We start from the raw sequence: 20,442 nt of genomic DNA on the forward strand, positions 1-20,442 counted from the left end.
GACGTTCTCTATCGGAGTAGAAACGACCGAGCTCGTCTATTTTAGAGTGAGTCATTCCAGGAGGCAGTTTTTTGCCCTTACCACCAAGTTGTTTACAAGAATGAGCCAGTCTTCGGAGGGCCTTTCTACGCTATTACGACGTGTTGTTGAGGACTACCCGATTGAGCAGATTGGCAAGGGAATTTCACCTCATGTCACCCGTGAAGATATTGAGACGCGGATTCCGGAGCGGATCCAGGAACTCCTTCAGAATGATGATCTCGTCATCAAATCCTCTGCCGGGAGAGGGCGGTGGACAGCCATTCCCTGGGTTGCGATTATGGATCCTCGGGAAACGGATCGAATCCAAGATGGAATATACGTCGTCTATCTGTTCGAACCACAGGAAAACCGTGTTACACTGACGCTCAATCAAGGTGTGACAGAACTGAAGGACGAACTCGGGACAAAGGCCGCCCGTCAACGCCTGCGAGAGACTGCAAATGGTTTCTACGAAAACCTCTCAATAGAAGGATTTCAGGCAGGACCGATCGATTTCCCCCATGCCTCCTCTCGAAACGAACTTTATGGGCCGGGTACGATCACTTACAAGCGGTATTCGTTAGAATCGATACCTGACGATGACAGCCTTCGTGATGACCTTGAAACACTCGTGAGCACATATCAAGAGCAGATCTCGCCAGCTCATACTCCGAACGTCTACCAATGCCCGATCAAGGGAGGAGGGATAATGGAGCAGAATTACGAAGATACGGTTCTCGAGGGAGTCAGCAGAGAGCGCCTTGAAGGGATCTGTGATATCCCGGTCGAGCACGAGGATCTCCGTGTCTGGGGCAACCGATCATCTACGGCCGCTAACCCCGGTGATTACCTCTTGTTTGCGGAACGAGATGGTCCCAGTGGCGGCGAATATACGGTGTTGGCTCGGATCGCTGATGCAACAGTGTTCGATGCTGAAACAGCACGTGAATTCAGCGAAGCTGTTGGCTGGACAGACGAGAGCGAAACCGCCTTCCCACATAAGATGTTCCTCGAACCACTCTACAAAGCCAAACTCAACCGGGCGGACTTCTGGGATCTTATGGGGTTCAAAGGGTGGCCCAACGACTCCTACAGCCGACTCGATTTTGAGCGTCAAGAGTCATCGTTCTTTTCGAAGTATAGGTCGGTCACCGACTTCCTCGAGAAGATCAAAGGTGAGCAAATATACCCCCAGTCTAGCACGCTAAATGACTACTGGCAAACGATCGATACACAACAACAGAAGGCTGAGACCTTCCTGGCTAACCCGACAGAAGGGTCCTTCAGAGCATTACTCAATTCGCTCCCATGGTATGTCAGCCGATGGACCGACTCGAAAGTGGAGAAGGTGTTCGAGGAAGCAACGCCACATGAGGTAGCCGATATCATCCAAGATTCGGCTGACGAGGGCAATATCGGACCGGTACTCAACTTTGGTGAACTGGGTGTAGGGGCCGCGTCTGAACTCCTAGCCTCAGTGTCGCCGGAGAAGTTCGCTCGACTGAACAAAGAGGTCGCTGACGCAGTAGAGGCCATGCGATTCGACCGCCCGAATCCAAATACTACGTCGCCAAGTCGATATGATACGTTTCTGGACGATGTCGAACAAATCCTCGAGCAGTATTCACTTCGGGAGTTCGTTTGGGAGATCCCCGACTGGGCCACCGACCTACAAGTCGCTACCTACGCGTTCCACTTACATGAGACGGGGGAGCTGGATCTGACTGAACTCGTCCCCGTTGATCCGTTCGAGGAGCTTGAGTCTCTGCTCGAACAGGAGGCTTCACAGGCTCATCTCTATCGGCAAGCTGCTGCTCATTTGGTCGCAGGAAAGAACGTGGTCTTTTACGGACCACCAGGCACTGGGAAAACAAGAGCAGCAAATCTTCTATCCGACGCGCTCTGTGCGTCGAAATCTCTCGTCACTGCGAACGCAGAGTGGTCAAACTATCAGGTCGTGGGTGGCTACCGACCAGTGGGTAACTCGTGGGAAGCAGAAGCTGGGTTCCTGACCAGTGCTGCAAGTAAGTGTGTGGAGACGCTACGACGCGACACGCCACAGCCGTCGTGGGTGATCATCGACGAACTGAACCGGGCAAATCTTGACGAAGCGTTCGGCGACGTGTTCACGCTGCTCGACCTCGACTACCGGACGACTGAACCTCTTTCGTATGCCAATCGCGAGGTCTACGTTCCGCTGTCGTTTCGTATCCTTGCAACGATGAACACATACGACCAGGCACAGCTCTTCTCGCTGGGATACGCTTTCCGACGGCGATTCGCCTTTGTCAATGTGCCATCGTTACTTGACAATCAGAAGCCCCCCGAAGGATCGACCGAGGATGGAATTCCGTCTGAAGCCCCTGAATTGAATTCTAGTGATGAGAAGCTGGTTGCGCTCGTGGAGAAAGCAGCAATCGATGCTATGGCTACTGGTGGAAATGGTGGCGGTGTCACCTCGTCTGATGTTGCGCCGATCTTCCCCGAATTCGCTTCCCGAAAGACACTGAGCGATGCGCTAAACACGGTCAGTACCAAGCCGGAGCTACAGAGGAATGGATTGGATGCCATCCAGACACTCATCTACTTCTGTATTGAGGTCACTGACCAGGACGTCGTCGATATTGGCCAGGCACTATTGATCGACGCCACGAAGTACCTAATCGCACATCAGCTTCTATTCCCTGACGAGACCTCACGAGAGGCACTTGATGATGCGCTCGTGGCCTATATTGTGCCGCAATTTGAGCATTTCATGTCGGAACTTCGTCGGGCTGAGACCATCGATCGAGATAGCGATGCGAAAGAGCGTTTCAATCGGATCATCCAGCTGGCGCGAGATCTGGCGTTGCCGAAAACGGCGACCGTGTTGGCAGAGGCTGGCGAGTCAAAACAGATCCTCTCGTGACGATGCGTGTCGAGACGTATGGACGGTACAGCCAATCTGATCTTGGACTTGATGACGAGGAGTGGGGCGCACTCCAGCACTACATAGACACTATCACCACAGCTCTCGAAGACGAGGTCACCAATGCTAGGGGTGTTGAAGGTGTTGAAGAAGCCCCACCATCGATTGATAGCAACGAATTCAACCCTGGCGGCTGGGTAGGGCTGTTCCCAGGCGACGTAATCGTCGTCGCGAGTCATCTCTCTACCGATGAATACGAAGTGCTTCTGCAGGAGACTCAAAAGTGGGTCGAAATCATAGGTGCGACGACGTTTGAAGCTGCATTCCCACTCTCCCCGGAGTTGCTACTCGATTTTCGAACACAGCTCGCTGCCTACAGTAAAGCGCTCATAGAGCTGTCCGAAAGCCTGCGAAACCAACGTTTACCGGTGGAAGTACAGCGCACGCAGAACCGCGGGCTCGAGCCACAAGGGCGACCCCTGTTTGGAGAGACCATGCGTGAAGCGGCCCGTGGCTCGCAGCAAGTCGTCAGCGAAGAGGTCAAGTTCAGCTTTGACACTGTTCTAAACCACCTCCTCGTCCGGTTCCATATCGATCTCCTCACCGAAATGCAGGCTCTATCGGAGAGTTACGCCTATTACGAGTCAGCGTTCGCATCTCAAGTTTCGTATCACGAAGACTTCGTGAATACAGGTATCCCGAGTCGGTTCGTCGATAAAGCTGTCGAGCGTGACTTCACTGCGCCCGACGTGATCGCTGAAGCACGACGAGAGGCATCTGGTTCGATGGCGGAAATCATCGACCTTTGGGAAGCGTTCCAGCGGGATATTGGCATGGAACTCTCCCTATCACGCAATCTAAATACGGCAGTCAAGCCGATTAGCAAACTATACGAGCTCTGGTGTCTCGGCATCTTGCTGGACACACTCACTGAAGTCTGCGGACGGCCACCGAAGAGTCCGGAGTCGATCAACCGTGAGTATCGGTTCGGCGATGGTGTGCGTCTCCACTACAACCGGTCCCTCGGTCGATTCAGCCAGTACTTCAAAGACGAACTTGGGATTCGGAATGGGCCAGGGCAACCCGATTTCGCTCTCGAGATCGATGGAGAGATTGCTTGGATCGGAGATGCCAAATTTAAGACGGAAGTGAGGCTTGCAGACTATCGTCGCTTCCTCGCCTACGTTGTTGACTTACTCCACCCTGACAAACCGAGTTCAATTCTCTACGCCTCTGAGGAGTCCAAGGGTCAGAAGCGCGTTCGGGATTACGATATTGATCATATCGCCCTTCGCCCCAATACTAGAGTGAAAGCTCGCTCGGACCTACTGAACGCCTTTGAGCTACTCGTGGGGTAGCACTACTTCACCGGGGGGCATTGCCATCTATCGGTTTCGATTGATTTCTGAGGAGAGTCATCGATTGTTACCAAAGACCTGTCGAGACTGGTTCCCCCTAGTGTAGCTTTTCCGCAGAGTCATCGGCGGGAGCTTCAGAGACGATTCCGAAATCCGGGCCAGTAATGACTACAAAAACATTCTGGATTCTAGAGGTATTAGGTATTGTGACCAGAACACTTGTCACCTTCAGCAGGATGGTACAATTATGCGAGAGGATCGTGTAGCGGCCGTCTCAGAAGCTATTGCAGACATCGGTTACGAGGGAATCGTCGCTTTCGATCAGTTCGAACCTGAGTACACCACTATTGAACGACTCTACGAGGAGTTCAGAAATACTGACCGAGTTCAGCTGCTGGCCATCTGTGCGACGACACAGGACTTTCAGCTTAATGGAGACGCCCAAGCATTCTGGCAGACACTTACTGACGTGGCGCTTGAATACGGCTCTTTGGACTCGCTCACCGATGTAGAAGCGATATTATGGAGGTTCATGGAGGAACCGGTCAATGCCCGGTTCACGAGTATGAAGACCACTCGGCTCAGGAAATTACTCAAGTCTGAATTCCCTGAATGGTTCTTAGCGAGTCATCGTGATGTGGACCCGTTCGAGGTGTGGGAACGACTTGCGGACGGCATCGAGAACAAGAAGCGAAAGAAGACGGTGGTCCTCTCGATGAAAATCTACGACATTGCCCACCTCATCGACACAGGCGAGTATCTGCAATTTCCCTCGGATATCCCAATCCCGTGTGACCTCCAGGTCGAGCGGGTCTCAGAAACCGCGGGGATAACGGTCTCCACGAAGACGGGTGACGTCATGGCTGCCTGGGGGGAGGTAATGGAACGAGTTAGTGAGGAGGTCGGCCGTCCCATCTCGTTGCTCCGCATTGACTCAATCATCTGGCAGGCCGGACAAATTATCGGGGACGCAGGTGAGAATCTCGAGCAGAGCCGCCTAGCGCTCGACGCTCATTTTCAGGAAGTCGGTCTTGAGGATCCCGAGCGCACCGCTCTTGCCAACGAACTAACAGCGTGTATACAATCGCACCCAGGACCACGATGAAGCGCTCGAGCTATCGAATTCAACAGCTGGCGCAGGCCTTCGCACACACAATCCCGATCGTCGACGAGACAGCCACCCATAGGAGGTGGAGGCCTGGCATCGGCCCCTTCGAAGAGGAGCGCCAACTCGAACAGCTCCGAGAGGAGGTAGAGAATAGGGGACTGATTGAGGTGACAATCAACTACGAAGAACCCTATCCGGACTCCAGCCGCCGTGTCGATCTGCTCTTGGATGATGGTGGCAACCAGTTACCAATCGAGGCGAAGCTCATCCGATTCCGACGGGACAACGGCAATATCGATCCGAATATGTACAAGAGCGTGTTCAGTCCGTTTCCGGAGCGGAGTTCGTCGTCGATGCTGACGGACTGCCAGAAATTAGCCGAGTCCGGATTCGACTTTCCTTGTGGAGTACTTGGACTCTATTACGAGTCCAACGAGGAAGCGTACGAGGAGCTCCGTGCGGACCGAATCGCAGAGAAATTCACCCTCGATGTAGGGTACTGGTACGATATTCCGATCGAACCTATTTGCGTCGAATCGTTTAGCGGCCTCCGCCATCCACATCACCAACAGGGGGCAGTCATCGCCTGGGAACTCACAGAACCATGACGCGAGAAATAGGACTCGTCAGTTGCGTCAAAACCAAACAGGATAGGGCAACGAAACCCCGCGATCTCTACACATCTCAGTACTACCGAAAGATGCGGTCGTACGCCGAAGAGGAACACGACGAGTGGTGGATTCTCTCGGCGAAACATGGCCTACTCGATCCTGATGGACCACCGGTCGAACCCTACGATGAGGCGCTCAGAGAGGCAAGCGTCGCGGAAAAGCGTGACTGGGCGGAGAGAGTGTACCAAGAACTCGAAGCAGCCGGGCTTCTCGAGCCAGGAGTGCATCTTGTGATTCACGCAGGGGAAGACTACTATGGCCACCTCATCCCGAAAATCCGGGATTTGGAGGGTACGAGTTTTGAAATACCGACAAAGGGCCTTTCAATCGGTGAAACGGTTTCATGGTACACGGAGCAAGAGGACAGACAGATCTGACCTGGCGCCGTACGATATCGAAGCTGTGGCCGGTTCAGAAGCCTATTCCGTAGGCCATCTCGAAACCCAGCGGGGGTATATGGATGCTTTTCACACCGATTGACATCATCAGTGTTATAATTGCGAAACTAGCCTATCTGCTGAATTGTTTCTGACTCCTCAACATCTTTCGGAACGCGGCCCGCGAGGCTCATTTCTGTTGTTGTAATCGATAGTGGTACTACTGATACCGGTTGCTGTGATACTACTGAACTCTCGATTAGGCTTTGTTGAGGAACTCGTCTGCCGCGTATCCAGATTCAGACATCATCATCCTGGCACTGCGTCGGACTTCCCTGTTGGGGGGCCGACGGCCATTCTCTCTAATTTTGCTCTTAATGTACTCCGCTACTTTATCTACCTCGCTCGCTGTAGCGCATTCGGCAACGCTCCGGAGTGACCTTTCATATCCCTTCATCGCGGGGGGCAATCCCTGACGGCTACTGATGACAGCGTCGTTTGTTTGCCCGATCTCCCGAAGATGTCCCTGTACGCGCAGTTCTATGTCTCGCGAGAGCGTCATACAATTCTTTCAAGGCTATCTAGGTATCAATCCTCGGTTACCATGATTCTGCTCTCCCACAATTGCCTGAACAACCAATCTACGGATTGCTTGTCATAGCATCAGGCAAACTGCGTCCACTTAGACGGTTTTACGGGAATATCATAGGACAGACTCCCGGAATAGATCCTGTACGCGGAACCGGTATCACCGAGCCAGCTATGGTGGGACTGCTACCGCTCAGAATGGATATGTCTGGCTCAGCACTGACTATAATATTATGAATTTTACATATCTATAATCGGATTCAGAGTATATCTGTCGGGAGCCGTACCTCTGAGGAAGGGGGGGACAACGGGTTACCAGAATAGGGCTAAGCAGATCACTGCCGTCGCTCCATAATCACGGTAATATCTTTATCGTAAAACTCCGAAAAAACTTCTTCAATTATATGACGCTCTGATTTTACTTGGCTAGAATCCGCAAATACACGGACCTCATCAACATCCGTGAGGTCCATACGGATGTCGTTACGGGCGAGGTTGATAACGTCTCGATACATCACCGGATCTCCCGCTTCGATTTTCTCTTTGATCTGTTGAATCCCCTCAATCCGCCGACTTCGCACGATCACGCTTACATCAGTTTGGACAATTTTGGCGTCGGCCGCTGTCCCGAGATCCCCGTCCCCTCTTTCGATTCCGTTTTCGAAAATCGCCTCGGCATCATATCCCTGGCTCTTCAGCCCAGCATAAATCCACCCAATCAGGGCTTCTATGGCCGACAAGAGGTCGGTGTCCTCCTCATCCAACCACTCATCCGCGTTCTCAAATATCTTGTCACGATCTCGATCTCTCAAGGCTAACTCTATCAGCTCGAAATCGAGAATCGCGTTATGAATGCGTTTTCGGATAGTAGCGCGCTTATTGTAGTGGACCTGTTGGGATTCGTATTCCTTTTCTCCTCGAAGATATGCTCTGTCTGACCGTCGGAGTAGCCCAGACTGTCGATCTTCAGATGGCATGATTGTCTAACCTATTTTTGGTTAGTTGCTAACCCCATATCTATTTGTTCATGGCACCAAACTGCATAGACAGCCTGACCAGGCGATCTGGTCATTCGGTTGGAAAGCAAATCACCCTGCCACAAAAGTGGTGGGACACGTTGCACGCATCGGCCGATGCCGTAGGAGTCAGCTGGAAACTTGTCTCCTACAGCATCGAACCTTCCGCATGGAGCAGACCGACAATCGGTGCCCCGAGAGAAACTATGGCGGCGAGTGCTAAAGTGGTTTCTCCGGGCTACATCGGATCCTGCCTCGGGAGTTGCTGGCCCAAAACTAGCATACTCACCCAATGGAAAAGACTAGAACGCAAGCAGTGGAGGAATCGACTGATGAGTAGCGATCTCGTACCCCTTTCGCCGGAAGAAGCAGAGGAGATGTGGCTCAATCGTCTGCAGTCCGAGCGTTCTGAGGAAACGCTCGATAGCTATCGATATCGGATTGATCAGTTTGTCTACTGGTGCGAGGATGAGGGAACAGACAATCTGAACCATCTCACGGGCCGAGATATATATCAATTCGACGCCGCACGTCGAGCTGAGGACCTCGCTATAAGTACGCTGAACAACCAACTGGGTACGCTTCGACAGTACCTCGAGTTTTGTGTCGACGTAGATGCTGTCCCGCCAACGCTTCCCGCGAAGGTCGAGGTTCCAAGGCTCGCAAACTCAGCTGCAGTAAATGAAGATAAGATCACGTCTGAGCGAGCAGAGAATATCCTCACCCATCTAGACCGGTATGAATACGCATCGCGCGACCACGTGATCTTCGCGCTGATGTGGCACACGACGGCTCGACTTGGTGCAATTCACGCATTAGACGTCGAAGACTGTTACCTCGATGCAGAGGACCTCAAGCGTCTCGGCCATGCTGATGACATCACCGAGGAGGACATAGAGCGAGCAGAGCTCCCCTTTATCTACATTCGTCATCGGCCAGAGTCGGAAACAGAACTGAAGAATAAAAATGAGGGCGAGCGCCCCGTGATGTTAAGCCCCGATGTAGGTGATCTACTCCGAGACTACATCAAAGTCTCGCGAATTGAAGCTACAGACGACTACGGACGAAATCCGCTTCTCTCGACAAAGCGAGGAGGGAGAAGGATGTCCAAAAGTGCGATTCGATCGCGATGCAACATCCTCACTCAACCTTGCCGGTTTGGAATTGAGTGTCCACACGGCCGAGACGTGGATACCTGCGAGGCTCGGGAGCATGGGTATGAAAGTCGCTGTCCATCAGCTCGCTCCCCACATCCGATTCGTACCGGAGCAATCACTCACCATATCGACTGTGGGTGGCCACCGTCCGTACTAGCTGAACGCGTGAACGCAACGCCGGATGTCATTCGAAATCACTACGACCACCCTGAACCGCTGAAGCGAATGGAATCGCGTAGAAAGCATCTCGGTAAGCTGAACCAGGACAGCACCAATTCTGGGAGCGATAGCGAATAACGATGAATCAGGCTCTCGCGAACGACGGTACATGCGTCACGCGAGAGCCGCGTATCTCAGCGGTCCCATATACTTCTGTCGCGAGCACACTCGCGAGCGACGACGTTAGGCGGAGCTGATATTCGAGCACCGAGTGACTGCTACCCGTCGAGACGGGCTTCGACATGGTCTCGAAGCACCGTCCGATGACAGCGTTTCTTGTCCGTATTCTCGAAACAGACCAGCGCGAGGTCCTCCCCGGACCGGACCCTGTCCACGAGCCCCTCGACTGCGTCCCGGGCGTCCGGGGTAGACGCGAGGTGGTCGCGGTACCGCGCTTCGAACTCGACCTCCTCCCAGGCGGCGTTGTGCGCGCCCTCGTCGCACATCCCCCGCCGCTTCAGCGCGTCGTGGCGACGCTTGGTCGCGTCGAGGAGGTCCGCGGGCGGTCCGAGCGACGGCTGGTTCTCGTCGACCGTCGACCGGAACCAGCCCGTGGGTCGCCGGACGACGCCGACGAGCGTCGTCTCCGCCGGCAGGTCGACCAGCCCGTGCTGGAGCGCCGCGACGTACGTGTCCCGCACTCGCCCGGAGGTGTTCATGACGTGCTGCTCGTTCGGGAGCGTCGGTGGTCAATGGCACGGTGGTGGCCACCGGTGGCTCGACTCGTCCCGTCACCAGTGACCGAGGTGTCCAGGTCGGTATCGCCGAGTGGGTCGGGAGGGGGGACGGTCCGTGGTCAGTCCCCCGCAGCGGTCCCCTCGCGCATCTCCGAGGGGTCGCTCATCCCCTCCTTGACGCCGAATTCCACGAGCAGGACGTTGACCGGCCACGCGACGAGGAAGCCGATGGACAGCGAGAACACCAGCGCCGACCAGAACAGTATCTCGCCCATGTGCGCGTCGGCGGCCAGGAGCAGGTCGGTCCCGATGGCGAAGATCTCCATGACGGTGATGGAGGGGGTCTCGCTCAGCAGCGCGTCCCAGGTCGCCTCTTTGAACCCGACGCCGTCCTGCATCAACGGGCCGATGGTCAGGGCGTAGCCGAAGAGGTACGCGAAGCCGAACGTGATCGCCGCGACCCACCCGACAGTGAGTGCGAGGATTCCCTGAGCGATCGTGATACCGACGACCTCGCCGGCACCACACCCCGAGTAACAGTGCGCGGTCGAACGGAAGCCCCGTCGCCACAGCGAGTCGTGCGCGATCTGCGTTCGACCGGTGTACCAGTAGACGGCGAGCCCGAACGGGCCGGAGTACAGGACGACGAGCGTCCAGACCGCCTTCATCATCGACCCGAGCGGTTCGTTGTTCGACCGGAGGTCCCACCAGAGCACGCCGACGCAGGCGAGGACGACGAGCGCCCACACACCGACGATGGTGGGGTTCGAGAGGATCGGGACGAGCACCTCTCGAGCCGGTTCGAACGCGTGTTCGACCTGTTTCGCGAGGCCTGCGAGCCCCCCATCCGACTGGAGCATGGAGGCCAACGCCGCTGTGTTCGTGGTCATCGTCTGCCCTGACCTTCTCGCGGCACGTTTAACGGGTTTGTGCCTCGGGAACCAAACTGGCGTCTCCGGGGCTGTTCGGTCGCCTCGTCGACCTGCGCCCGGTATCGGCCGTAGACGCGACGGTTCCACTCAACTGGGCCGAGAGACGACTGGGTTTGGTTACTTCGGGCGACCGGTGTGGTCCACCGAACGTCGTGAACCCGAAGTTCGAGTCGTGGGACAGCGACCACCGGTAGCGGGCGCGCTACCGGTCGACTGCGACGAGCCACATGAAGGTGGTGCCCGCAGGCGAGGCTTGTATCGTTAGCGAAAAACCGCTTGAACGGGACGCCCGTCGTTAGAGATGCAATGGCGCTACAACAGATCGACCACCTGAGCGAGGAGCAACGCGAGTGTATCGACAACTGCAACGAGGCCGCACAGGTCTGCGAGTGGTGTGCCGACGAGTGCGCCGGCCACGGCGAGGAGATGGCCGAGTGCGTCCGCCTCTGTCGTGACGTCGCCGACATCGCCAGCCTGCACGCGCGGTTCATGGCGCGGGACTCCGACTACAGCGGCGACCTCGGAGAGCTCTGCGCGGAGGCCTGCGAGGCGTGCGCCGACGAGTGCGAACAGCACGACCACGACCACTGTCAGGCGTGCGTCGACGTGCTCCGCGAGTGCGCGGAGACCTGCCGCTCGATGGCCTGAATCGGCGGACTCGGTTCCGTCCACGCGCGGCGAGTCGGCCACCGACGAGGTCGGCCGCCGCGCTCGAATCGGCGTCGAACACGTTTTCGAAGGAGTTGCCGGCGAGCGGCAGGTGTCGCGCTCGCGTCAGCGGATTCGCGTGTCGTCGTGAACGCCTCGGTCGGCGGCCCCGGCCGCAGCACTCTCGTTCACCAGGCCGAAGTGCTCGTCGCAGAACCGCACCGTCGCGTCGTCGACCCGGTACTCGACCTTGCAGACCGTCTTCCCGTCGCGTTCCTCGCAGAACGGCTCCCACGTCGGGAGGGCGTAGAACCCGTCGCGGTCGCAGAACGCACAGCCCTCGACGCCGCTCCAGTCGCCGCGCGCGAGACTCCGACCGAACTCGGACTCCTCGCAGCGGACGCAGAACCCACCGAGTTCCCGGTGGTGGACGGTGTCGACGACCGCTCGATTGAATCCCGCTCCCAGTCCGCAGGCGACACAGTCCATCGCGTCTCCCCCCTGCTCCTTTCCCCCTCGTCTGTCACCTACGGTCATCTCGGATGTGGGAGAAGCTACCACGTCGAAATAGTTCTTTCGGGATACTTTCTCGAAGTGGTGCATATCTGAAGGGTCCACAGTGTACGACACACCCGCCGCCGACTGGCATCGAGACGACGGTCACGGACGAGGCGTCGTCCGAACGGAGTCGGACCGCCGCGTCCCCCGTTCGTCGAGCGAGGCACTCACTCCCCCAGCGAGAGCACCGTCCGGGCGTCGGTCCCCGACAGTCGCTCGTCGGGAGCCGCCTCGGCGAACAGGTCGACGCCGACCGCGCGGGGGTCCGTCCCGTCGGCGTGTTCTCGTTCGCGCACGACGACCCAGCCGTGCGCCTCGGCGCGTCTGAGGAGTCGCGTCGCTCCCGCAGTCGAGAGGACGATGGTGTTCGTCGGCGCGTCGTCCTCCGCCGTGTCGTCGCCTCCGGCCGTGTCGTGGTCCCCGTCTGCGCCGTCGTCCGGCTGTTCGTCGTCGCCCGACGACGCGTCGCCGCGCGTCGGTCCGTCGGCCGATTCGCTGGACGTCTCGGTAGCTCCGACCCGCGCGACGAACGGAACCGACGCGTCGAGGCGGGCGACGTCCCTGGCGGCGAACGGTCGGTTCGGCATCGACTCGACGACCCGGTGGTGGACCCCACATCGCTCGCAGGTCGTCCCCAGCTGGTGGTCCGTCATCTCACCTCTGTGAGCGCGTCGGGGAGCCTTGTCAATGGGTCGGGTCGGCGCGCGGCCGGGCTCCCGCTTAAGTTGGGGGGCGTCGAACGTCACCTATGCCAATCGCTGCCGAGGAGTTCGAGACGGGTCGGGTCGACGCGGAGGCGGACGGCGCCCGATGAACTCGGTCAGCGAGCGGTTACTGCCACGCAGCAGAGCCCGCATCGGGTACTGGCTCCTGGCGCTCCTGGCGCTCGTCGTCCTCGTGGGGGCGGTCTACCTGTTCGTCGGGACGCTCGTCACGGGGCTGTTCCTCTACTACGCGGTCCGACCGATCAACCGACGCATCCGGAGCCGCATCGACGGCGACGGGCTGGCGGCGATGCTCACGCTCGTCCTCGTCGTCCTGCCACTGCTCGCGCTCGTCGGGTACGTCGCCTTCGTCGCGGTGCAGAACGTCAACAGCGTGTTCGCGCAGTACAACGTCCAGAGCCTCATCCAGCCGTACGTCGACGTCGAGCAGATCCGGAACCTCTCCGAACTCGCCAACGAGCCCCGTGCGCTCCTCGAACAGCTCCGGCAGTCGGGGTTCCAGGGCGTCGTGTCGATGATTCTCGGCGTCGTCGGCATCCTCGCGAACGCCGTCGTCCACGTGTTCCTCATGACCGCCGTCGTCTTCTACCTCCTCCGGGACGACCGCAAGTTCGCGGGGTGGTACCGCTCGGCCGTCGGCACGGGGTCGCCCGCCCACGTCATCGGCCAGCACATGGACCGCGACATCTCCAGCGTCTACTTCTCGAACGTGCTGTTCATGACCTCCATCGCCGTCTTCTCCGCCGCCTTCTACTCGGCGTTCAACGTCGTCGCACCGTCGTCGGTGCAGATTCCCCTCCCCATCGTCCTCGGCGTGCTCACCGGCGTCGCCAGCATCGTCCCGCTGGTCGTGGGCAAGATCGTCTACGTCCCCATCGCGGTGTTCCTGTTCGGTGCGGCGTTCCAGAGTCCCGCGGAGGTGCTGCTCTACCCAATCGGGTTCACCGTCTTCGCGTTCCTGTTCCTCGACTTCATCCCGCTCACCTTCCTCCTGCCGTTGCTGGCGGGCCGGTCGCTCCACAGCGGGCTGATGATATTCGCGTACGTCGGCGGGACGCTCGTGTTCGGCTGGTACGGCCTGTTCCTCGGCCCCCTCATCCTCGTCGTCGGCCTCCGCATCGCACAGGACATCGTCCCGGCGCTCCTCCGGGGGGACGCGGTGACGCCCGGCCCCTCCAACGAACCGGCACCCGAGACGGACACGGACGCCGACGGCGAGTCACCCGCCGACGACGGCCCTCCGGCGGAGTCGCGTGGCGAGGGGACCCGGAGCGACGGCGGCGAGAGGGATAGCAGGGTGAGCGAGGAAGAGGGGAGCGATAGTCGAGTGAGTGACGGCGGACAGCACGACGAGTGACGGGCAGGGCGAGCACCTCTTGCAGCGGATGTTAGATTTTACGGGCTAATCACTTACCGAGCGATGACTATCACGGCTTTAGTCCGAAGGATGTTTTATCTTCTACGAACGACATCTGGTAGCAATAACCATGCAAGTCAGTTCGCTGCTCGTGTCCGCGGGACTGATGGGGGTGGTGCTGGTCGCCGTCGTCGCGGCGGTCGTCGGCCTCCGTGACTGGCGCTCCGACGACGACCGACCGGAGGCCGAGGCGACGTCGCTCGGGGAGCGAGCCGAGGGGCTGCTCCGGAGCGGAATGAGCAGTCAGCTCGTCTGGATTCTCGGGTTCCTCGTCCTCTCGTTCGGACTGGGGGGAGCGGTCGTGCTGTTCCTCGCCGGCGGCCCGATGAGCGCGATGGCCGCGATAGCCGGCGTCGTGCTCGGTGTCCTCGTCCTGCTCGTCTTCCTCTCGGTCGGGACGTACCGGACCGTCCGGTTCCGTGGCCGGACGAGCGCCAGCGCCGCCGCCGTCACCGCGTGGACGCTCGGGTTGCTGTTCCTCGTCGCCGTCACCGTGAACCTCGTCGTCTCCTGAGCCATGGCCCGACCCGACCGGAGGACCGACTCGTGAGGGTGTCGCAGTTTGAGCGACGCCCAGCCCTCCCGGTCGGCCTGTGGTGGCTCGGTCCCGTCCTCGTCGCCGAGGCGCTCCTCCTCGTGGGCTACTTCGGGCTGACGGGCGCTCGGCCCACCGAACTCCGGTACGTCCTCTACCCGTTCGTCTGGATAAACCTCGGTCTCGTCGCCGTCGCCGAGACCCATCCCCGACCCGCGACTCGCCGCGTTCGCCTGTTCGCTGCCGTCGTCGCCGTCGCGTACTTCCTCGTCCTGGCGTGGCTCGCGGGACTCCTCGCCGTCGACACCGCACCGGCGACCCACTCCCACGCGCACGTCCACGGCTGGCAGGTGACGTTCTCCGCGCCGGGGTGGGGTCCGCGTATCGGCTACGCGACGCAGGTGGGCCACGCCTACTTCGTCCCGTACCGGGTCGTCGGCTACGCAGCGCTCGCGTACCTCGTGTTCGCCCGGACGCTCGACGCTAGCGCCGCCGTCCTCTCGGGCGTCGTCGGCCTCGCCGCCTGCCTCTCCTGTGGCTTCCCCCTCGTCGCCTCGCTGGCGGCGGGTGCCCTCGGTCCGACCACCGCCGGAGTGGCGACGTCCTCGCTCTCGTTCGACCTCTCGACGCTCGCGTTCGTCCTCGCCGTCGCACTGCTGTACTGGTCGCCACGGCTCCCGTGGCCGGGCGGTGGGAGGCGATGACGCCGCGAGGCCGATTCGACACGGTCGCTCGCGCGGTCACACGGCGCGTCGTGGTCGCCGTCACCCGTCGAGTCGCCCTCGCGACCGTCGTCACGACGCTGTTCGTCGGCGTCGCCTCGGCACACGCCGGGTCGCTCGGGAGTACGGCACCCGTCTCCGTCCCGTCGTGGCTGTTCGCGCTCACCGGCGGTTCGGTCGTCGTCGCGTCGTTCCTGTTCACCAGCCTGCTCACCGACCGCGACCTCATCCGGGCGATTCACGAGCGCGGCCCGACGGTCCGTGCCCGCCGACTGCTCCCGGTCGGTCGCTACGTGCTCGCCGCGGTCGGTCTCGTCGCACTGTTCGCCATCGCCGTCGTCGGGTTCGTCGGGCCGCCGACGGCCATCGCGAACCTCGCCGTCCTGCTGGTCTGGGTCGCGTGGTGGGCTGGCTACACCGCAACCGTCTACCTCCTCGGGAACACGTGGCCCGCGCTGAACCCGTGGCGGACGCTCGCCCGCCTCCTGCCGTCGCTCGACCGGTCGTACCCGGCCCGGCTGGCCGCGTGGCCGAGCGTCGCCGGACTCCTCGCGCTGGTCTGGCTGGAGGTGGTCAGTCCGCTGGCAGACGCGCCGCGACTGCTCGCCGCCGTCGTGGCGGGCTACTCGCTCCTCACGCTGTCGGGGGCGGTCGTGTTCGGTCGTCGGGCCTGGTTCTCGAACGTCGACCCCGTCTCCCGCGTGTTCGCGTTCTACGGCGCGATAGCCCCGGTACAGCGCGTCCCCGACGGTGTCAGCGTCGGCCTGCCGGGCGCGGGACTGCTCGCCGGGGAGCGCGCCGACCGACCACCGGAGCGTCCACAGTCGGCCGACCGACCGATTCGCGTGGACGGCGGCGTCGCGGACGCGCGCGCGGTCAGTCCCATCCGGACCGCCACGGGTCGCGTGTTCGACGCGCCGCTCGTCGACGGCCGCGACGACGTGGCGTTCGTCGTGGCGCTGGTCTGGGGGACGACGTTCGACGGGTTCGTCTCGACGCGCCTCTGGGCCGACCTCGCCCGTCCGGTCGTCCGCTCGGGCGTCCCGTCGCTCGCCGTCTACCTCGGTGCGCTCGTCGGCGGGTTCGTGCTGTTCCTCGGGGCGTACCGCCTCGCCTCGCGCCTCGCCCGGCGCTCGGCGGGCACGTACGTCGCGACCGGCGAGATAGAACGTCGCTTCGCCGTCGCCCTGCTCCCCATCGCCGCGGGCTACCACCTCGCGCACTTCCTGGGCTACTTCCTCACGCTGTCGCCCGCGCTGCTGGGGGTGCTCGGGTCGCCGCTCACGCCTCCGACGGACCTCGTCGTCGCCGTCCTCCCCGACTGGTTCGGGGGCGTCCAGTTGCTGTTCGTCGTCGTCGGGCACCTCCTCGGCGTCTGGGTCGCCCACGCCGTCGCCTTCGAGACGTTCACCGGACGACTCCAGCCGCTCCGCAGCCAGTACCCCTACGTCGTCGTGATGGTGGCGTACACGACGACCAGCATGTGGCTGCTGCTCCAGCCCTACACCACGCCACCGTTCCTCTGAGCCATGACCACCGACCCACGTGACGACCGACCCCACGACCAATCCGACGCACCGTACCCATCGGACTCGACGGACTCGACCGACACCACCACGACGCCCCCCGGCCCGGCCGCGAGTCTCGCGTCCCTCCCGACGGAGGTCCCCGCCGACGCGGACCCAGTGCGCTGTCAGTACTGCGACCAGCCGTTCCCGACCGACCGCCTCCACGCGCTCCACCTCGGCGAGTGTCACGCCGACCTGCTGACGCCCGAGGAGACGGCGGCGTACGAGGAGAACGAGGACGCGGAGGTCGACGACCTGTTCGTCTACCACCTCAAGGTCGTCGCACTGCTCGTCGTCGTCGTGATGGGACTCAGCTACGTCTACGCGTTCGCGCTGGCGTGACGGTGTCCGTGGGGTCGAGGGAGAGCGCCTCGTGCCCCGTGCTCGTCGGGCAACGTCACCCGGGTCCGACAGGTACTGAGACCGCACAGTCAGGCCCCGGCAACGGTATCTCCAATTGATGCATTAATGGTCGCTCACCGTTTCTGGACGCAGTAATGAGCACGGCAGAGACGCTCCAATCGTGCACACCGAACGAGCGCATGCGCATCGAGGTCGTGGACGGGAGGGACGTCATCGAAACCATCGAGGTCACGGCGCGTGAGTACACTCCCCGGAAGTCCGAGGGTGGCATCGACGAGGGGCTACTGATCGTCCAGATCGACGCCATCACCGACCTTCCGGAACACATGTCCCACAAACTGGACTCCCCGCAGGAGTGGGAGGGGACCCTGGAGATTTCGGCACGGCAGACCGACGACGGAACGTGGACGAGACCCGTTCTCCAGGCGTGGGGAACGGAGACCGAAGCGTACGTCGAACTGGGCTACGTGAACTTGATCGAGGAGCTCTAGCGGTTCGCTGGCTCCGCAGCGCCCAGCGAACGGCCGTCTCTCTCCGGGTCGTTCGGTATCGGCCTGCGAAGGACCGACGAGCGTAGCGGTACGGCTACGCGGACGGGTAGACTCGGCGACCGACGACGGACGCGTCGGCTACGGTGCGAACCGGACCGCCACGTCGTCCGCGGTCAGCAGTTCGCCGGCGACGACGTCGGCGACGACGCCCGGCTCCTCGTAGAAACAGTCGTGGAACTCTTCACAGCGAACCTTCGCGCCGGACCGGCGGGCAGGCAACGGCTGGTCACAGTGCGTACAGACGAACTCCATCTCGAACGACGACGCCATGGAGGCTTCACGCGTAGGCATCGAGCGAATATCGACGGCCCCACCGGAAATGTGCTGGGCCGTCGTCTGCGAGCAAGAGAAGGGGCCTGGCGACGTTCGGGGTCCGTCCTGGTACACCTAGTCACCGACTGTACCGTCTCGGTCGCGGGTCAACCCGCGTTCGACGTCAGTCCCCGGTAGCGGGCGTCCTCGACTCCGACCGGACCTGCGGCGACAGCCGCGCGACGGCCAGACAGCAGACGCCGAGCGCGCCGCCGACGGCGGCGGTTCCGACGACGGTCCACCGGACGGCGGTGACGAACCCCATCGCGTCGCTCAGTACCGCGACGGCAGCGCCCATCGCCAGCGGGGTCACCGTCGCCGTCACGCGACCGAGCGACGCGCCAGCGCTCACCAGACCGCCCCGGAACGTCGTCGTGTAGCCGGTGATGACGCTCCGGTACAGCGAGAGGGAGACGCCGAAACCGAGACCGATGCAGACGCCGCCGGCGAGGGCGACGGCGAGCGAGGGTGCCCAGCCGATGACACCCAGTCCGACGCCCATCGCGGCGGTCGCGCCGACGAGCGGCCAGTACCGCGAGTCGAACAGGGCGGTGATACGGCCCGCCTGCGTCGCGGCGGTGGCGTGTGCGACGCTCGTCACCGCCACGAGGACGCCCGCCTGGCCGGGCGACCCGCCGATGGCGGTGACGACGACGAACGAGTTGTACGTCAGGAACGCGATGTAGAGGAGGTTCGGGACGCTCCGACCGACCAGCACCGCGGCGACCCGTGGCTGACCGACGAGCGCCAGCAGGTCGCGGACGCCGTGGTCGGTGGCGTCCGCACGCTCCGTCGCGTCCGACGGCTCCTCGAAGTACCGCCAGACGAGCACGGCGACGGGGAACGGCATCGCGTAGAACAGGAACGGGAGGTTCCACGCGACGGTGACGAGGGCGCCCGCGAGCAGCGGGAACACCATCAGCGTCAGCCCGGACGCGGCGAACCGGAACCCCTGCGCCGTCGCCTCCTCGCCGCCCGCGTAGAGGTCTCCGATGCTCGTGACGATGACGGGCGTCAGTCCCGCGAAGCCGACGCCCTGGAGCAGTCTGAGCGCGAGGACCGCCCGGAACTCCGTCGTGAACGCCAGTCCGGTGCCGCCGACGCCGAACAGTAGCAGTCCCGCCAGCAGGACCGGCTTGCGACCGTAGCGGTCCGAGAGCGCTCCCGCGACCGGGATGAGGACGATGCTCGGCGCGGTGAACGCCGTGATGAGGAGCCCGATGGTCGCCTCGCTCACGCCGTACTGGCCGGTCAGGCTGTCGAGCAGCGGCGAGACCAGCGACGTCCCCAGCGGCGGGCTGAGGTTCACCAGGAGGAGCAACAGGAACGCTCGCTCGCCGACCACGTCGGCGTCGTCGCCGAACAGCGACGCGAAGCGCGACACCGCGTTACGTCCACCCCATCACTGGCATCCTCGCGGCTCGACGGCGCTCGCTCATACTCCACCGAAACGGACTCCGAAGGATAACTCGACCGGTCCCAGCAACCCCCTCGCACTACGGTCGGTCGAGCGGTTCGGCCGTCTCGGACCCGTGAGGCCCGTGCGAGTCGTGGCTCTCGTGGACCTCGTCGCCCTCGTACCGCGCGATGGCGAGTGTCATGAGGCCGACGCTGAGGAGGACGATACAGCCCCCGACCGCGATGACCACCTCGCCGAGGTGCGCGTACGTCGCGTACAGTACGACGGCGAGTCCGATGGTGGTTCCGGCGACGACGGTGGCGGTGAGTGAGTCGTTCATGGTCAGGTGATGGAGTACGACGCGGCGAGCGTCAGCGCGAGTGCGGCGACGAGGCCGATGGTCACGACGTAGGTGACGGCGCGCGGTTCGTACCGCAGGTGCTGGAAGTACGCGGCGACGAGCACCGCCTTCACCGCCGAGAGCGCCATGATGACGCCGAACGCCGTCCAGTAGGTCAGTCCCGCGAACTCGACGGCGACCTGTGCCGTCGCGAAGACGAACAGGACGACGTAGATGCCGGCGTAGAGTTTCGTGTTCATTGGTTTCGGTTG

Annotated in this window: 22 protein-coding genes; 13 read left to right on the plus strand and 9 right to left on the minus strand. The window is 61.3% G+C overall.

Features of this window, described 5'->3' with window-relative positions; translation table 11 throughout:
* The first annotated feature begins 100 nt into the window (after window positions 1–100).
* The 5 genes from MX571_RS10350 (at window position 101) to MX571_RS10370 (ending at window position 6,443) form a co-directional block, all read left to right on the plus strand.
* Window positions 101–2,929, plus strand: a complete 2,829-nt coding sequence (locus MX571_RS10350) for an MrcB family domain-containing protein (protein WP_247416283.1) — start codon at window positions 101–103, stop codon at window positions 2,927–2,929.
* Between the two features lie 2 nt (window positions 2,930–2,931).
* The gene (locus MX571_RS10355) at window positions 2,932–4,287 is read left to right on the plus strand and encodes a hypothetical protein (protein ID WP_247416285.1); all 1,356 of its coding nucleotides are present in this window, start codon (window positions 2,932–2,934) and stop codon (window positions 4,285–4,287) included.
* A gap of 247 nt (window positions 4,288–4,534) precedes the next feature.
* Window positions 4,535–5,392 carry an N-glycosylase/DNA lyase gene (locus MX571_RS10360; RefSeq protein ID WP_247416287.1) on the plus strand — a complete coding sequence of 286 codons (858 nt, stop codon included), beginning with the start codon at window positions 4,535–4,537 and terminating at the stop codon, window positions 5,390–5,392.
* The gene (locus MX571_RS10365; protein WP_247416289.1) at window positions 5,389–6,003 is read left to right on the plus strand and encodes a transcriptional regulator; all 615 of its coding nucleotides are present in this window, start codon (window positions 5,389–5,391) and stop codon (window positions 6,001–6,003) included. Before MX571_RS10360 ends, MX571_RS10365 begins: the two co-directional genes overlap by 4 nt.
* The gene (locus tag MX571_RS10370) at window positions 6,000–6,443 is read left to right on the plus strand and encodes a DUF6884 domain-containing protein (RefSeq protein ID WP_368409012.1); all 444 of its coding nucleotides are present in this window, start codon (window positions 6,000–6,002) and stop codon (window positions 6,441–6,443) included. Before MX571_RS10365 ends, MX571_RS10370 begins: the two co-directional genes overlap by 4 nt.
* A 923-nt stretch (window positions 6,444–7,366) precedes the next feature.
* On the opposite strand, the gene MX571_RS10375 is transcribed toward MX571_RS10370, so the two are convergent.
* Window positions 7,367–8,008 (minus strand): DUF8102 family protein, encoded by a 642-nt coding sequence (locus MX571_RS10375; RefSeq protein WP_247416295.1) that lies wholly within the window; start codon window positions 8,006–8,008, stop codon window positions 7,367–7,369.
* A 371-nt stretch (window positions 8,009–8,379) separates the two neighbouring features.
* Between MX571_RS10375 and MX571_RS10380 the strand changes: the two genes are divergently transcribed.
* The gene (locus MX571_RS10380) at window positions 8,380–9,501 is read left to right on the plus strand and encodes a tyrosine-type recombinase/integrase (RefSeq protein WP_247416298.1); all 1,122 of its coding nucleotides are present in this window, start codon (window positions 8,380–8,382) and stop codon (window positions 9,499–9,501) included.
* Window positions 9,502–9,641: 140 nt separating this feature from the next.
* On the opposite strand, the gene MX571_RS10385 is transcribed toward MX571_RS10380, so the two are convergent.
* The gene (locus MX571_RS10385; RefSeq protein ID WP_247416299.1) at window positions 9,642–10,082 is read right to left on the minus strand and encodes a DUF488 domain-containing protein; all 441 of its coding nucleotides are present in this window, start codon (window positions 10,080–10,082) and stop codon (window positions 9,642–9,644) included.
* A 137-nt stretch (window positions 10,083–10,219) separates the two neighbouring features.
* On the minus strand, window positions 10,220–10,960 hold the full coding sequence (locus tag MX571_RS10390; RefSeq protein WP_368409046.1) for a DUF4396 domain-containing protein: 741 nt from the start codon (window positions 10,958–10,960) through the stop codon (window positions 10,220–10,222).
* Between the two features lie 378 nt (window positions 10,961–11,338).
* On the opposite strand from MX571_RS10390, the gene MX571_RS10395 reads away from it, so the two are divergent.
* Window positions 11,339–11,680 (plus strand): four-helix bundle copper-binding protein, encoded by a 342-nt coding sequence (locus MX571_RS10395; RefSeq protein WP_247416305.1) that lies wholly within the window; start codon window positions 11,339–11,341, stop codon window positions 11,678–11,680.
* 126 nt (window positions 11,681–11,806) lie between these two features.
* On the opposite strand, the gene MX571_RS10400 is transcribed toward MX571_RS10395, so the two are convergent.
* Both MX571_RS10400 and MX571_RS10405 read right to left on the minus strand, forming a co-directional pair.
* Entirely contained in the window at window positions 11,807–12,217 is a 411-nt protein-coding gene (locus tag MX571_RS10400) for a hypothetical protein (RefSeq protein WP_247416308.1), read from the minus strand.
* A gap of 188 nt (window positions 12,218–12,405) precedes the next feature.
* Complete coding sequence (locus MX571_RS10405; protein ID WP_247416309.1) at window positions 12,406–12,891, minus strand: hypothetical protein; 486 nt, start codon at window positions 12,889–12,891, stop codon at window positions 12,406–12,408.
* A gap of 157 nt (window positions 12,892–13,048) precedes the next feature.
* Between MX571_RS10405 and MX571_RS10410 the strand changes: the two genes are divergently transcribed.
* From MX571_RS10410 to MX571_RS10435, 6 genes are all read left to right on the plus strand, one after another.
* Complete coding sequence (locus tag MX571_RS10410; protein ID WP_247416311.1) at window positions 13,049–14,320, plus strand: AI-2E family transporter; 1,272 nt, start codon at window positions 13,049–13,051, stop codon at window positions 14,318–14,320.
* A 130-nt stretch (window positions 14,321–14,450) separates the two neighbouring features.
* Window positions 14,451–14,894 carry a hypothetical protein gene (locus MX571_RS10415; protein WP_247416312.1) on the plus strand — a complete coding sequence of 148 codons (444 nt, stop codon included), beginning with the start codon at window positions 14,451–14,453 and terminating at the stop codon, window positions 14,892–14,894.
* 38 nt (window positions 14,895–14,932) lie between these two features.
* Window positions 14,933–15,619 carry a DUF7546 family protein gene (locus MX571_RS10420; protein ID WP_247416314.1) on the plus strand — a complete coding sequence of 229 codons (687 nt, stop codon included), beginning with the start codon at window positions 14,933–14,935 and terminating at the stop codon, window positions 15,617–15,619.
* Window positions 15,616–17,163 carry a hypothetical protein gene (locus MX571_RS10425; protein ID WP_247416317.1) on the plus strand — a complete coding sequence of 516 codons (1,548 nt, stop codon included), beginning with the start codon at window positions 15,616–15,618 and terminating at the stop codon, window positions 17,161–17,163. Before MX571_RS10420 ends, MX571_RS10425 begins: the two co-directional genes overlap by 4 nt.
* A 3-nt stretch (window positions 17,164–17,166) precedes the next feature.
* Window positions 17,167–17,547 carry a DUF7410 domain-containing protein gene (locus MX571_RS10430; RefSeq protein ID WP_247416319.1) on the plus strand — a complete coding sequence of 127 codons (381 nt, stop codon included), beginning with the start codon at window positions 17,167–17,169 and terminating at the stop codon, window positions 17,545–17,547.
* Window positions 17,548–17,702: 155 nt separating this feature from the next.
* Window positions 17,703–18,059: a hypothetical protein gene (locus tag MX571_RS10435; RefSeq protein WP_247416321.1), complete on the plus strand. Its 357-nt coding sequence runs from the start codon at window positions 17,703–17,705 to the stop codon at window positions 18,057–18,059.
* A gap of 138 nt (window positions 18,060–18,197) precedes the next feature.
* On the opposite strand, the gene MX571_RS10440 is transcribed toward MX571_RS10435, so the two are convergent.
* From MX571_RS10440 to MX571_RS10455, 4 genes are all read right to left on the minus strand, one after another.
* The gene (locus MX571_RS10440) at window positions 18,198–18,410 is read right to left on the minus strand and encodes a hypothetical protein (protein WP_247416323.1); all 213 of its coding nucleotides are present in this window, start codon (window positions 18,408–18,410) and stop codon (window positions 18,198–18,200) included.
* A gap of 145 nt (window positions 18,411–18,555) precedes the next feature.
* The gene (locus tag MX571_RS10445; RefSeq protein ID WP_247416325.1) at window positions 18,556–19,815 is read right to left on the minus strand and encodes an MFS transporter; all 1,260 of its coding nucleotides are present in this window, start codon (window positions 19,813–19,815) and stop codon (window positions 18,556–18,558) included.
* Window positions 19,816–19,927: 112 nt separating this feature from the next.
* Window positions 19,928–20,170 (minus strand): hypothetical protein, encoded by a 243-nt coding sequence (locus MX571_RS10450; protein WP_247416328.1) that lies wholly within the window; start codon window positions 20,168–20,170, stop codon window positions 19,928–19,930.
* Window positions 20,171–20,172: 2 nt separating this feature from the next.
* A complete protein-coding gene (locus MX571_RS10455) occupies window positions 20,173–20,430 on the minus strand; it encodes a cytochrome C oxidase subunit IV family protein (protein ID WP_247416330.1) in 258 nt (85 codons plus the stop codon).
* Window positions 20,431–20,442 lie beyond the last annotated feature (12 nt).

Source organism: Halomarina salina (genome assembly GCF_023074835.1).
In the GTDB taxonomy this organism is placed as follows: domain Archaea; phylum Halobacteriota; class Halobacteria; order Halobacteriales; family Haloarculaceae; genus Halomarina; species Halomarina salina.